The sequence below is a fragment of the Nocardia anocheti genome (assembly GCF_029675105.1).
Taxonomy (GTDB): domain Bacteria; phylum Actinomycetota; class Actinomycetes; order Mycobacteriales; family Mycobacteriaceae; genus Nocardia.
Window position 1 is genome coordinate 105,274 of record NZ_JAQQFV010000013.1, and the last position, 12,835, is coordinate 118,108.

General features: G+C 70.1%; 15 protein-coding genes. 4 read left to right on the plus strand and 11 right to left on the minus strand.

The annotated features are described in order from the left end of the window. The first annotated feature begins 142 nt into the window (after positions 1 to 142). Entirely contained in the window at positions 143 to 1,705 is a 1,563-nt protein-coding gene (locus QC180_RS28395) for an MFS transporter (RefSeq protein WP_278265921.1), read from the plus strand. On the opposite strand, the gene QC180_RS28400 is transcribed toward QC180_RS28395, so the two are convergent. The 4 genes from QC180_RS28400 to QC180_RS28415 all read right to left on the minus strand — a co-directional run bounded on the left by QC180_RS28400 (position 1,706) and on the right by QC180_RS28415 (position 4,984). Further along, a complete protein-coding gene (locus QC180_RS28400) occupies positions 1,706 to 2,482 on the minus strand; it encodes an AraC family transcriptional regulator (RefSeq protein ID WP_278265922.1) in 777 nt (258 codons plus the stop codon). Between the two features lie 5 nt (positions 2,483 to 2,487). Next, positions 2,488 to 2,658 carry a type II toxin-antitoxin system antitoxin gene (locus QC180_RS28405; RefSeq protein WP_278265923.1) on the minus strand — a complete coding sequence of 57 codons (171 nt, stop codon included), beginning with the start codon at positions 2,656 to 2,658 and terminating at the stop codon, positions 2,488 to 2,490. Positions 2,659 to 2,665: 7 nt separating this feature from the next. Beyond that, on the minus strand, positions 2,666 to 3,553 hold the full coding sequence (locus tag QC180_RS28410; protein ID WP_278265924.1) for an SPFH domain-containing protein: 888 nt from the start codon (positions 3,551 to 3,553) through the stop codon (positions 2,666 to 2,668). 78 nt (positions 3,554 to 3,631) lie between these two features. Further along, entirely contained in the window at positions 3,632 to 4,984 is a 1,353-nt protein-coding gene (locus tag QC180_RS28415; RefSeq protein ID WP_278265925.1) for an FAD-binding oxidoreductase, read from the minus strand. A 70-nt stretch (positions 4,985 to 5,054) separates the two neighbouring features. Between QC180_RS28415 and QC180_RS28420 the strand changes: the two genes are divergently transcribed. Then, positions 5,055 to 5,960, plus strand: coding sequence for a LysR family transcriptional regulator (locus QC180_RS28420; protein ID WP_278265926.1), 906 nt, complete (start codon positions 5,055 to 5,057; stop codon positions 5,958 to 5,960). 170 nt (positions 5,961 to 6,130) lie between these two features. Here the strand turns inward: QC180_RS28420 and QC180_RS28425 are convergent, their stop codons facing one another. Then, positions 6,131 to 7,027 (minus strand): LysR family transcriptional regulator, encoded by an 897-nt coding sequence (locus QC180_RS28425; protein WP_278265927.1) that lies wholly within the window; start codon positions 7,025 to 7,027, stop codon positions 6,131 to 6,133. Positions 7,028 to 7,122: 95 nt separating this feature from the next. Here QC180_RS28425 and QC180_RS28430 point away from each other — a divergent pair, with 95 nt between their 5' ends. Continuing rightward, entirely contained in the window at positions 7,123 to 7,965 is an 843-nt protein-coding gene (locus QC180_RS28430; RefSeq protein WP_278265928.1) for an oxidoreductase, read from the plus strand. 33 nt (positions 7,966 to 7,998) lie between these two features. Here the strand turns inward: QC180_RS28430 and QC180_RS28435 are convergent, their stop codons facing one another. The 3 genes from QC180_RS28435 to QC180_RS28445 are packed head-to-tail and all read right to left on the minus strand — an operon-like array spanning position 7,999 to position 9,382. Continuing rightward, positions 7,999 to 8,439 (minus strand): ABA4-like family protein, encoded by a 441-nt coding sequence (locus QC180_RS28435; RefSeq protein ID WP_278265929.1) that lies wholly within the window; start codon positions 8,437 to 8,439, stop codon positions 7,999 to 8,001. Beyond that, positions 8,436 to 8,786, minus strand: a complete 351-nt coding sequence (locus tag QC180_RS28440) for a hypothetical protein (protein WP_278265930.1) — start codon at positions 8,784 to 8,786, stop codon at positions 8,436 to 8,438. Before QC180_RS28440 ends, QC180_RS28435 begins: the two co-directional genes overlap by 4 nt. Next, entirely contained in the window at positions 8,777 to 9,382 is a 606-nt protein-coding gene (locus tag QC180_RS28445; protein WP_278265931.1) for a hypothetical protein, read from the minus strand. The genes QC180_RS28440 and QC180_RS28445 overlap by 10 nt, the downstream gene beginning before the upstream one ends. Before the next feature lie 105 nt (positions 9,383 to 9,487). Between QC180_RS28445 and QC180_RS28450 the strand changes: the two genes are divergently transcribed. Then, on the plus strand, positions 9,488 to 10,126 hold the full coding sequence (locus QC180_RS28450) for a MerR family transcriptional regulator (protein ID WP_278265932.1): 639 nt from the start codon (positions 9,488 to 9,490) through the stop codon (positions 10,124 to 10,126). A gap of 4 nt (positions 10,127 to 10,130) precedes the next feature. On the opposite strand, the gene QC180_RS28455 is transcribed toward QC180_RS28450, so the two are convergent. Genes QC180_RS28455 through QC180_RS28465 form a run of 3 tightly spaced genes read right to left on the minus strand, consistent with a single transcriptional unit; the run spans position 10,131 to position 12,728 of the window. Next, on the minus strand, positions 10,131 to 10,883 hold the full coding sequence (locus QC180_RS28455; protein ID WP_278266017.1) for an amino acid ABC transporter ATP-binding protein: 753 nt from the start codon (positions 10,881 to 10,883) through the stop codon (positions 10,131 to 10,133). A 26-nt stretch (positions 10,884 to 10,909) separates the two neighbouring features. Continuing rightward, a complete protein-coding gene (locus QC180_RS28460; RefSeq protein ID WP_278265933.1) occupies positions 10,910 to 11,821 on the minus strand; it encodes an amino acid ABC transporter permease in 912 nt (303 codons plus the stop codon). Position 11,822: 1 nt separating this feature from the next. Next, positions 11,823 to 12,728, minus strand: coding sequence for an ABC transporter substrate-binding protein (locus QC180_RS28465; protein ID WP_278265934.1), 906 nt, complete (start codon positions 12,726 to 12,728; stop codon positions 11,823 to 11,825). Positions 12,729 to 12,835 lie beyond the last annotated feature (107 nt).

Sequence of the window (12,835 nt, forward strand, 5' to 3'; positions counted from 1 at the left end):
GATACGTCATTTACGCCAGGTGGGGGCGTGGATACGGTCGGTGTAGCGGCATTGTTCGGCCGCGATCATCAGCGAAAATCATTGCCGCGCAGCCTATTCGGATGCGTGGTGGGTTTTCGTACCCAGTGTCAGGAGATCCACGTTGACGACGACCGTGACCCGACGGGGCCCGCATGAGGCCCGGGTGCGACCGGGGCTGGTGCTGGCTCTGGTCTGCACCGCGATATTCATGCTCATGCTCGACGCCATGGTCGTATCGGCGGCCCTGGCCGATATCCGCGCCGATTTCGGGAGCTCCCTCGACGGGCTGCAGTGGGTGATCGACGCGTATTCGATTCCGCTGGCGGGGCTGCTGCTCACCTTCGCCACCGCCGGGGATCGGTTCGGGCGTCGGCGCATGTTCCTGGCGGGGATGGCGGTGTTCACCGCCGCCTCGCTGGGGTTGACGCTCACCGAGACCATCCTGCAGCTCGATATTCTGCGGGCGGTCCAATCCGTCGGCGCCGCACTGCTGTTCGCCACCGCGCTGCCGCTGCTGGCGGTCGCCTATCCCGAGGTCGGCGCCCGGGCGCGGGCCATCGGGATCTACAGCGCCGTGATGGCCGCGGCCTCGGTCGCGGGACCGGTGGTCGGGGGTCTGCTGGTGACCCACTTCGGGTGGCGTTCCATCTTCCTGATCAATGTGCCGATCGGCATCGTGGTGCTCGCGGTGGCGGCGGTGCGGCTGCCGGAGTCGGCGCGGGCCGGTGACCCCCGTACCGACTGGCTCGGCTCCGCGCTGCTCACCGCCGGTCTGGTCGCGGGGGTGTTCGGACTGACCAGGGGCAACGCGCTGGGCTGGAGTTCGCCCGCCGTACTCGCCCTCGGTGCGGCCGCGCTGGTGCTGTTGACCGCGTTCATGATCCGACAGTTCCGCACCGACCATCCCCTGTTCGATGTGACGATGATGCGCAAGCCGGGCTTCGCCGGTGTCGCCATCGTCTCGGTGGCGCACATGGCCACGCTGATGGCCGCGGTCAACTATCTGGCGGTGTTCCTGATCGGCACCATGGACTACTCGGCCTTGCAGATGGGGGTGCGGCTGCTGCCGATCAGCCTGGCCGCGCTGGTCACCGCCGCGACGGCGCCCGCGCTGCTGAAGAGGGTGCCGATCGCGGTGTCGATCCCGACGACCATGGGTCTGGTGGCGCTCGGCATGGTGCTGCTCGGCCGCGTCGAGGCCGGGGATTCCTGGACGCATTTCGTCCCGGCCATGCTGATCGGCGGCGTGGGACTCGGCGCGATCACCGCGATCAGCCAGGCCGCGGCGCTGACCTTCGCCCCTGCGGAGAAGGCCGGAATGGCGAGCGCGACCTTCGGCACGCTGCGGCAGATCGGCCTGGCCCTCGGTGTCGCCGGGCTCGGCGCGATCTTCGCCGACGCCGCGGGTGCCGAGGCCGAACGGGGGCTGGCGACCCTGCCGGTGGTGGTGCCGGGGCCGATGCGCGCCGAGTTCGTCGACGGTGTCGGCGCGGGCGCGGGCGGCGAGGTGGCCTCGGCGGTGCCGCCGCAGTTCGCCGCGCTGACGGACACGCTCGCCGACATCGCCAGGGACGGCGCGGTCGCCGGTCTGAACGCGGTCTCGACGTCCGGGGCCCTGCTGGGACTCGCCGCCGCGCTGGTCGCCGCGGTCGCGTTCCGGCTGGGCGGTCGCCGGGCGGACTAGTCAGGACCGAGGGCCGGTCGGCACCACCCCGTCGAAGTACGCGGCCGGGGTGGTGCCGATCTCGCGGCGGAAGGCCGCGATGAACGCGCTGGCGGTCCGATAGCCGACCGCTTCGGCGACCCGCGAGATCGGCCGTCCGGCCGCCAGCAGCGGCAGGGCGGCATTGAGCCGTTCGTAGGTCCGCCAGCTCTCGAACCCCACGCCGGTCTCGGCTTTGAACCGGCGCGACAGTGTGCGCGCCGAGGCGCCGACCAGTCGTCCCCATTCGTCGAGACCTCGCGCATCGGCGGGGTCGGCGCGGATCGCGGCGGCCACCCGCGCGGCCGTCGGGTCGGTGGGCAGCACCGTCGGCAGCGTGGTCACCGACATGGGGGTGAGCAGATCCCAGAGCACCGCCTGCGCGCGTCGGCGCTGGTCGACGGCGTCTTCCGGCAGGGACACCAGATGCGACAGCAGTGGCCCGGTGAGGCCGGTGGCGTCGACGACCGTCGGGCCGGTCCAGCGCACCGGTGACTCGTCGGCCTCGAAGTAGAGCGAGAGCATCTCCGAGGTCGCGGTGGGAAATACCGCGTGCGCGACGCCACTGGGAATCCACAGCGCCCGGGAGCGCTGGACCACCCAGCGACAGTCCCCGGCCTCCATCGTCAGCACGCCGGTGGGCGCCCACGTGAGCTGCTGTTGCGGGTGGGTGTGCACCGTCGTGCCCTGGTTGGTGCCCAGCGGGACGACGATGCTCGGATAGTCCGCCAGATCGATGGTCGGATACACAGCGGCCACGCCTCTCAGTCGCGCTTGGGTTTGCGGCCCGCCTGTTCCAGGGCCAGGCGCAGGGCGTATTCGATCTGGGAGTTGACGCTGCGCAGGTCGTCGGCCGCCCACTTGGCGAGTGCCTCGTGGACGGCCGGATCGAGCCGCAGCAGGACCTTCTTGGGTTCCTTCTTCTGCGCGGTCATGGAGCGCTCAGGCGTAGAGGGACCCGGTGTTGACCACCGGCTGGGTGGCGCGGTCGCCGCACAGCACGACCAGCAGGTTGGAGACCATGGCCGCCTTGCGTTCCTCGTCGAGTTCGACGGTGCCCGCTTCGGCGAGCCGGTCCAGGGCCAGGCCGACCATGCCCACCGCGCCCTCGACGATGTGGGTGCGGGCGGCGACGACCTGGGCGGCCTGCTGACGCACCAGCATCGCCTGGGCGATCTCGGGGGCGTAGGCGAGGTGGGTGATGCGCGCCTCGATGACCTCGATCCCCGCGGTGAGCGTGCGCTCGCGCAGTTCCACGGTGAGTTCCTCGGCCACTTCGGCGCCGTCGCGCAGGCTGGTGCGGTTGTCGTCGTGGGCGTCGTAGGGGTGGGTGGTGGCCAGGTGGCGCACCGCCGCCTCGGACTGGGTCTCGACGTACTCCTCGTAGTCGTCCACGGCGAAGGCGGCCTTGAAGCTGTCGACCACCTTGTAGACGACCACCGCCGCGATCTCCACCGGGTTACCGTCGGCGTCGTTGACCTTGAGCTTCTGGGTCTCGAAGTTGCGCACCCGCAGCGAGATCGACTTACGGTCGGCCAGCGGCACCACCGAGTAGAAACCGGGCTCGCTGACCGACCCGATGTAGCGGCCGAAGAACGTGATGACCTTGGCCTCGTTGGGGTCGACGATGATCAGCCCCGTCGCCAGCAGCAGCACGACGACCGCCGCGAACACCGCGACTCCCGCGCCCGTCCAGGCCAGGGCGCCCCCGTCGTGCTGGGTGGCGGCGATGAACGCGACGACGGCGACCGCGGCGAAGACCAGGGTGAGCACCAGCCACCCCAGCAAGACGACGAACCCGTTGACGCGGAATGCGGTCCGCAGCTCCATGACATCCTCCCGATATCTGAGTGATATCACCAAGATAGTAGATGCCACCCGAATCGGCAAGATCGGACATTCCGGATGTCAGGCGGGGGCGATATTGCGGTTGAAGCGGAACATGTTGCGCGGGTCGTGGATTCGCTTGAGTTCGGCCAGCCGACGCAGCGTCGCCGGGCCGTAGCCGCCGCTGGTCTGCGCGGGACCGGCGGCCGCGCCCGCACCGTAGAGGAAGTTCGGGCTGTGCCCGATCGTCCACGGCGCCAAGGCTTCCCGCACGGCCGTCAGGTCGGCGGGTTCGGCGTCGCCGTCGGCGCCGGTGATCACCCGCACGACGTAGGCGGCGTCGCGGTGGTCGATCGCGCTGTCGCCGTGGCGCAGGGCGCCGCCGAGGTGCCGGATGTCGACGACCGCGTCCACCGGGCCGCCGGGCGCGGTGAGTTCGCGCAGCGCGGTCAGGGCCGCCGGGGTGAGGTCGGCGAGCAGGGCGTTGGTGGCGGCGTAGGCGTGTGGGAAGTCGGGATCGCTGTGGATCGTGTGCGATTCGGTGTAGGGCATGGTGCGCAGGTCGTCACGCACCCGGTCGCCGAGGGCGCGCAGCGGCGCGACCAGTCGCTCCCCCTCCTCGACGCTGCCGTGGAAGGCGATCCGGATCGAGGCGAGGTGTTTGCCGCGCACCGGTTCCGGCACGGCGGGGATGTCGGGGTAGGTGAGGACGGCGACGGTGGAGGTGAGGGTGTCGGGCAGTGTCGCCGTCCACTGCCGCCATGTCTCCAGCGCGGTGTCGACGAGGTCGGTGGCGAAGATCAGCTGACCGCCGTAGACCTCGGTGACCGGGACCAGGTCGAGTTCGAGGCCGGTCACCACGCCGAAATTGCCGCCGGTGCCGAGGACGGCGTCGAACAGGTCGTCACCCGGGGTGAGGGTGCGCATCCGGCCGTCGGCGGTGACCAGTTCGATCGCGCGCACATGGTCGGCGGCGTAACCGAATTCGCGTCCGAGCAGGCCGAGTCCGCCGCCGAGCACGTACCCGACGACACCCACCGACGGTGAGGACCCGTTCAACGGCGCCAATCCGTGGGCCGCGGCAGCCTCGACCAACGCGCCCGCCCGCACTCCGGCACCGATCCGGGCGGTCCTGGCGTCGGGGTCCACGGTGATGGCGGACATGCGCGTGGTCGTGATGAGCACGCCGGTGTCGGCGGCCACCGAGAGTCCGTGACCGGTGGCCTGCACGGCGACGGGAAGGTGGTGCCGGGCCGCGTATTCGACGGCGGCGCGCACGTCCTCGGCGGTGGCCGCGCCGACGACCAGGGCGGGGCGATGGGTGTAGGCGGTCTGGAAGCCCGCGATCTCCTCCTCGTAGCCGGTCTGGCCGGGGCGGAACACCGGTCCGAGGGTGTGGGGCGTCTCGACGGTCTGCGCTGCGTTCTCTGTCATGACTCCACCCTGCGCGCGGCCGAAGCAGAAGTACAACAGATAGTTCTTCTCGTTCCTATAATCGATCATTATGGAATTGCGGCAGCTGCGGTACTTCGTGACCGTCGTCGACGAGGGCGGCTTCACCCGGGCGGCCGAGCGCCTGCACCTGACCCAGCCGGGGCTCAGCGCGCAGATCCGCCAACTCGAACGCGAGCTCGGCCAGCGGCTGCTCGACCGTGGCGCCCGCGTCGTCACCCCGACCGAGGTGGGTCTCGCGGTCCTGGAGCACGCGCGGGCCGCGCTCGCCGCCACGGATCGGATCACCGCCACGGTGCAGGAGTTCACCGGGTTGCTGCGCGGACATGTGCGGCTGGGCGTCATCTCGGGGGCCGCCACCGAGGAGTTCGATATCGCCCGGGTGCTCGCCGACTTCCACGACGATCATCCACGGGTCGGGATCAGTCTCACCGAGGACACCGCCGAGAACATGCTCGACGCCCTCGACCGCGACGAGCTCGACATCGCCCTGGTCGGCCTGACCGGCGCCCCACCGCGCCCCGGCATCGAACTCGACGTGATCCTGGAGACCCCCCTGGTGGCCGCCGTCGCCCGCGACGCGCCCGGCCCTACCGACACCATCACCCTCGCCGAACTCGCCGACCAGCAACTCAGCTGCCTCCCGCGCGGCACCGGCCTGCGCGGGGTCTTCGAACGCACCTGCGCCGCAGCGGGTTTCACCCCGAACGTCGCGTTCGAGGCGGCCGCCCCCGCCCTGCTGTTGCGCCTGGCCGCGAGCGGTCTGGGCACCGCCGTGGTTCCAGCCCTCGGCGACGCCGTGCCCGCCGACATCCGGGTGCTCACGATCGTCGAGCCCCGGATCACCGGTCGACTCGCGCTGGCCTGGCGGGCCGACCGATCGGGCCGCCCGGCCGCGAAAGTCCTGCTCGGACAACTGCGTATCGCGCTGGGCGGCCGTGCGGCGGTGTCGCCGTAGACACACGAATGGTCGAGCGACCCTGGGTGTCGAGGCGGGCACCACCGCATCCTCGGCACAGCGGGACCAGGTGTCGCGGGCCGAGCACACCAGCTGTCACCGCGGATGTCGGGCAGCACGACACGAAGGTCGTCGGCCCGCACAGTGTGGCGCCCAGCGAGCGACGTCGATCACCCGGCCGACTTCGTCGCCAGCGCGCAGGCGCGGACGTAACCCTGGACCAGCGGGCGGTCGTCGTCGCGGCGCCAGGCGAGGGCCAGCGCGCACGGGCTGAGGCCGGTGACCGGGCGGGTCACCACGCCGTCGTGGGCGACCAGCGGGGCGTTGCCCGCGGCGAGCAGGACGACACCGTCGCCGTTGACCAGCGCCTCGTAGGTCTCTTCCGTGCTCGACACCTCCGCGCCGATGATCGGTGCACGTCCGGCGCGCGCGTCGAGCGCCAGCCAGTAGTCACGCAACTCTCCCGCCGAGGCGGGCAGCGCGAGGAACGGTTCGGTGAGCAGATCCGCGAAGTCGATCCGGTCCTGTCCGGCGAGTCGATGACCGGCCGGGAGCGCGACCAGGCGCGGTTCGGTGGCCACCACCAGCCAGCGGTAGCGCTGTGCCTCGGCCAGCGGCAGCCAGACGAAGGCGACATCGGTGGTGGCGTCGGCCAGACCGGCGGTGGGGTCCTCCCAGCCGATCTGGCGCAGCACCGGTTTCGCGGCGGGAAAGGCGGCGGTGAACCGGGAGCGGACGGCGGGCAGCAGGCCGCGCCCGGGGCTGGTGCTGATCCCGATCGCCAGACTCGCCTGCTGCGCGGCTTTGGCGGACGCCACCTCCGCTTCGGCGGTGGTCCACGCCTCGAGCACGCGGCGCGCATGCGGGAGCAGCGCCTCGCCCACCGGTGTCAGGGCCACCGAGCGGGTGTCGCGGGAGAACAGGGCGGCGCCGAGCTGGTGCTCGAGTTTGCGGATCTGTTTGCTCAGCGCGGGCTGGGAGACGTACAGGCTCTCCGCGGCGGCGGTGAAGTTCAGCCGCTCGGCCACCGCGACGAAGTAGCGCAGATCCCGCCCGTGCACATCCATAACCAAGGGTTATCACACCGGGTCTTGGACGGCATCCCGGCGGCGGGCGCAGGATCGGTGACACAGCGAAACGAGCACCACACGAGGAGATTTCGATGAGCACCCCCAAGATCTGGCTGGTCACCGGCGCGAGCAGCGGCTTCGGACGCGCGATCACGCGCGCGGCGATCGACGCGGGCGACACGGTGATCGCGGTGGCACGGCGCACCGCCGCCCTCGACGACCTGGTCGCGGCGCATCCCGACCGGATCGAGGCCATCGCCCTCGACGTCACCGAGACCGACCGGGTCGAGGCCGTCGTCGCCGATATCGTCGCCCGGCACGGACGGATCGACGTGCTGGTCAACAATGCGGGCCGCACCCATGTCGGGGCGGTCGAGGAGACCACCGACGCCGAGTTGCGCGCCCTGTTCGACCTGCACGTCTTCGGTCCGGCCGCGCTGACCCGCGCGGTGCTGCCGCACATGCGGGCCCGACGCAGCGGGGCGATCGTGCAGATGAGCAGCGTCGGCGGGCAACTGTCCTTCGCCGGATTCGGCGCCTACAGCGCCACGAAGTTCGCACTGGAGGGCCTGTCGGAGGCATTGGCCGCCGAGGTCGAGCCCTATGGCATCACCGTGCTGATCGTCGAACCGGGCGCCTTCCGGACCGGACTGTTCGGGCCCGGCGCCGCCGCGTTCAGCACCGATTCGGGCGTCTACACCGACACCGTGGGCTCGACCCGGGACATGGTGTCCGGCGGCGACGGCACCCAGGCGGGCGACCCCGCCAAGGCGGCGGCCGCGATCCGGGCGGCGTTGTCGGCGGAGAAGCCACCGCTGCGACTCACCCTCGGCGCCGACGCGGTGGACGCGGTCCTCGGCCACCTGGACGCGGTCCGCGACGACGTCACCACCTGGGAGGCGGTGTCGCGGGCGACCACCGTCGACGGGGAGTGACCCGTCCACCCGTGCCGGTCGCCCCACCGCCACTCACGCTGCGCCGACCACCTCCCGCTCTCGACGCCCGACGGCCTCACGGACCACGAGGTACACCGGAAAGACCAAGGGCGACAACAGGATCACGCCGACCAGCAGCGGGCCCATCAGCACCGGATGCAGGCCGCGCCGACGGCTGTCGAGGTAGACCCAGCGACCGAGGAACAGGTCCCACGCGAGGATCTGCGCCCACAGTGCCGTGAGGATCGCGGGGTCGGCGGCGGCGTCGGTGATGGCGGACAGGGACGGGGACAGCACCAGCGCCCAGAGCGTGCCGAGCACGGGGACGGCGACGATCGCCCAGATCACCAAGGGCGCCAGCACGATCCACGGCGAGCCGATGATCGTGCGGGTCCAGCGCCAGGTCGGCGCGAAGATCATCAGCGCCCAGAACGGGACGGTGACAGAGAACGACAGGTCGAACAGCGTGCTCATGCGATCGCCACCTTCCGGACACCGATCGCGCTCGCGACCGAGATACCCACTCCCACAACTACTCCGACCGCGATGACGGCGGCAGCGCCCAGCGTCGCCTGGTCGGGATGGATCAACGGCTGACCCCGCAGCGCCTGCCAGGTGAGCAGCGCCAGGACCGCGGCGTAGGCAGCCGCGGCGGTGAGCACCAGCCCGAGCCGCGCCCGCGCCGCGCGCAGGATCGGCAGTCGCGGTGCCGCGAGCACCAGCAGCGCGGCGACCAGCGGCAGGACCTGCAGGGCGTGCATGCCGAAGAAATGCGGGACTCGCAGGTCGCCGTCGGTGGTGCTCCAGCCGGTCAGCGGCATGCCCGGAGTGCCGTCGGGGCGCCGACGGTGTGCGCGCCGACGATGCCGTCGACCCCGGATTCGCGGCCGGGCATGAGATTGCCCAGCGCCAGCCCGGCCAGGGTGACGGCCAGCCCGAGCCGGATCGACCAGGTGATCGCCGCGTCACCGACGCGGGTGCGCCACAGCTGCACGGCCACCACCATGGTGGCCACGAAGAGCACGAGGATGGTGACGCCCATGGTGATCCACAGGATGCCGTCGAGGGTGGTCGTCATGTTGTAGTGGCTGCGCCTGCCGCGCACGACCTGCCCGAAGATGATCAGCTGCTCGACCGTGCCCGCGACGACGATGACCGTCGCCATCGCGTTCGTGAGCCGGGACGGCTTGGGCCGCAACGAGATCAACCAGGCCAGCGCGACGCTGTAGAGCACGAACGACAGCGCGAACTTGCCCGGCTTGAACCAGGCGGCCGCGCCGGTGATCACCCGGTCGTCGACCAGCATGCCGATCCCCGCGACGACGGCGAGCACGGCATTGACGGCGGCGAAGTACAGCAGTGGACGGTGCAGCGGGGCGCGACGACGTGGCAGCGCCTCGGCGATCTGGATGGACATGGCGGACTCTCCCAGCAGTAGATAGTTCAACTATCCGTTATGGATAGTTGAACTATCCACAGGCCGGGCGATCGGCAAGGGGGCCGAGCGAAAACGGAGGTAGCGGTGCGTATCTCGGAGTTGAGTGAGCGCAGCGGCATCGCGGTGCCGACCATCAAGTACTACCTGCGCGAAGGGCTGCTGCCCGCGGGCACGCGCACCGGCCCCAACCAGGCCAGTTACGGCGAGGAACACGTGCGCAGGCTGCGGCTGGTGCGCGCGCTGATCGAGGTCGGCGGGCTACCGGTGTCCACGGTGGGCGAGGTGCTCGCCGCCGTCGACTCCCCCGACCTGCCGCTGTTCAGTCTGCTCGGTGTGGTGCAGGGCAGTCTGTCCGCGCCCGCGCCGACCGCGCCGCCGAGCGAGTGGGAGCGCACCGCCGCGACCGTGCTGGCGGAGATGGATCGGCGCGGCTGGGACACCAAACCCAGCCCGGAGGCCATCGACACCCTCACCTCGGTGCTGGTGCGCCTGGCCCAGCTCGGCTATGGGGACTGGGGCGCCACCGCCCTGCCCAGCTATTTCGACGGCGCGCGGGTGATCGCGGAGAACGATGTCGCCACTGCCGTGGCGGCGGGCGACCGTGCGGACATCGTCGACGCGGTGGTGGTGCTCACGGTGCTCGGTGACACCGCGCTGGCCGCCATCCGCCGCATCGCCCAGGCCCAGGTGTCGTTGGAACGGCTGACGCCGGACGCGGACTGACCCGTCACAGCAGCCGCGACAGGAACGTCTTGGTGCGCTCCTCCTGCGGATTCGCCAGCAGCTCGCGCGGCGGCCCCGATTCCACGACCACCCCGCCGTCCATGAACACCAGCTCGTCGGCGACCTCGCGGGCGAAACCCATCTCGTGGGTCACCACCACCATGGTCATGCCGGAGTCGGCCAGCTCCCGCATGACGGTGAGCACCTCGCCGACGAGTTCGGGGTCCAGCGCCGAGGTCGGCTCGTCGAAGAGCATGAGCTTGGGGTCCATGGCCAGCGCCCGCGCGATCGCCACCCGCTGCTGCTGCCCGCCGGACAGCTGCGCCGGATAGGCATTGCGCTTGGCGGCCAGGCCGACCCGGTCCAGCAGCTCCTCGGCGCGGGTCACGGCCTCGGACTTGCGGATGCCACGCACCTGGGTGGGCGCCTCGATCACGTTCTCCAGCGCCGTGCGGTGCGGGAACAGGTTGAAATGCTGGAACACCATGCCGATGTCGCGGCGCTGCCGGGCGGCGTCGCGCGGATGCATCTCGTAGAGCTTGCCGTTCTTCTCCCGGTAGCCGACGAGTTCGCCGTCGACGTAGAGCCTGCCCGCGTTCACCTGCTCGAGGTGGTTGATACAGCGCAGGAAGGTCGACTTGCCCGAGCCCGACGGCCCCACCAGGCACAGCACCTTGCCGCGCCGCACCTCGAGCGAGACACCCCTGAGCACTTTCAGCGCGCCGAAGTTCTTGCAGACCCGGTCGGCCCGCACCATCGGTGGCGTGGTCACTGCTGATTCGGTCATTTCGCCTTCACCGCCGCCTGCGCCGTGGCCAGTTCGGCGAGCTGTTTGGCCGTCAGCTGCCGGGTGGCCCCCCGGGAGAAGTGGCGCTCCAAGTAGTACTGCCCGACCATGAGGACGCTGGTGATCGCCAGGTACCAGGTGGCACAGACGAGCAGCAGCGGGATCGGCTGGAAGTTGACGCCGTAGATGTCCCGGGCGCGGCCGAACAGGTCGGTGCTCAGCGGGATGGCCGTGACCAGCGAGGTGGTCTTGAGCATGCCGATCAGCTCGTTGCCGGTGGGCGGGATGATCACCCGCATCGCCTGCGGCAGCACGGTGCGCCGCATGGTCTGCGGCCACGACATGCCCAGCGCCACCGAGGCCTCGCGCTGCCCCTCGCCGACGGAATTGATGCCCGCGCGCACGATCTCGGCCATGTACGCGGCCTCGTTGAGACCGAGGCCGATCACCGCGAACAGGAACGCCGCCTGCAACTGCTGCACGTCGAGGTGGAAGAACTGCGGCCCGAACGGCACACCGAGATCGATCTGCCGGTAGAGCGAGGGCACCAGCCCCCAGAACACCAACTGCACGAACACCGGGGTGCCGCGGAAGATCCACAGGTAGACCCACGCCGTGGTGCGCAGGACCGGGTTCGGCGACAGCCGCATCACCGCGAGCACGGTGCCCAGGACGACCGCGATCGCCATGGCCAGCACGGTCAACTCCAGCGTGACGATGGCGCCCTGGGTGATCCGGTAGTCGAACAGGTACCTGCCGTAGGTGTCCCACCGATACGCGGGGTTGGTGGCCGCGCCGTAGACGAACAGACCGACCAGGATCAGGATGACGGCCGCGGCGATCCAGCGGCCGGGCCTGCGCAGCGGGACGGCCTTGATGATTTCGGGGGTGTCGTCGGGTTCGCTCATGTCAGCTCACAGCCCCGTTGATCACCGAGGTGGTGATCTGCCCGTCCTGCACACCCCAGTTGGTGGTGATCTGCTCGTACTTGCCGGTATCGATCAGGTGTTGCAACGCCTTCTGCAGTGAGACCGCCAGCGGCGAGGACTTCTGGACCGCCCAGCCGTAGGGCGCGGATTCGAAGATCGGCCCCGCCGCCTCGATCTGGCCGTCGGTCTGCCGGATCGCGTACGCCGTCACCGGCGAGTCCGCGGACATGGCGTCGACCTGACCGAGGACCAGCGCGTTGGTGGCCGCGCTCTGCTCGTCGAAGGCTTTCATATCGATCGGATCCTTACCCTCGGCGACACATTTCGCGCTCTTGGCGGGCACTTCCTCGGTGTGCTCGACGGTGGTCGCCTGCACGGCGACTTTCTTGCCGCAGGCGTTGTCGGGGTCGATGTCCTTGCCCGTGCGCTGCGCCCATTGGACTCCCGCGGAGAAATAGGTCGTGAAATCGACCTGCTTTTCCCGTTCGCGCGAATCGGTGATCGAGGACATGCCGACGTCATAGGTGCCTGCCTGAATCGCGGGAATGATCTTTTCGAACGCGGACTCCACATAGTCGACGCGCAACCCGAGCGTGGTGGCCACCGCGTCGAACAAGTCGACATCGAAGCCGACGATTTCGCCGCTCGCGTCGCGATATTCGTTCGGCTGATACGGCACATTCACCCCGACCACCAGTTTTCCGGCCTGCCGGATCCGCTCGGGCACGGTCGCGGCGATGGCGTCGACCTTCTCGACCTGCACCTTGGCCACATCGGCGGTATCGCCCTCGGTGTTGTGCACGCACCCGGCCGTCACCAGGACCACGCCCGCGACGACGCCGAGGGTGCGCGCGGCGCGGCGAGCGAGAATATTTCGACCTGACACAGGGCCTCCACCATTCGCCTCGACGCTGTCGGACGTATCAGCGTCTGATTGGCAATGTAGGCGAACCGGACACAGCGTGGTGCGACAGTAACCGAACATTCATCAGC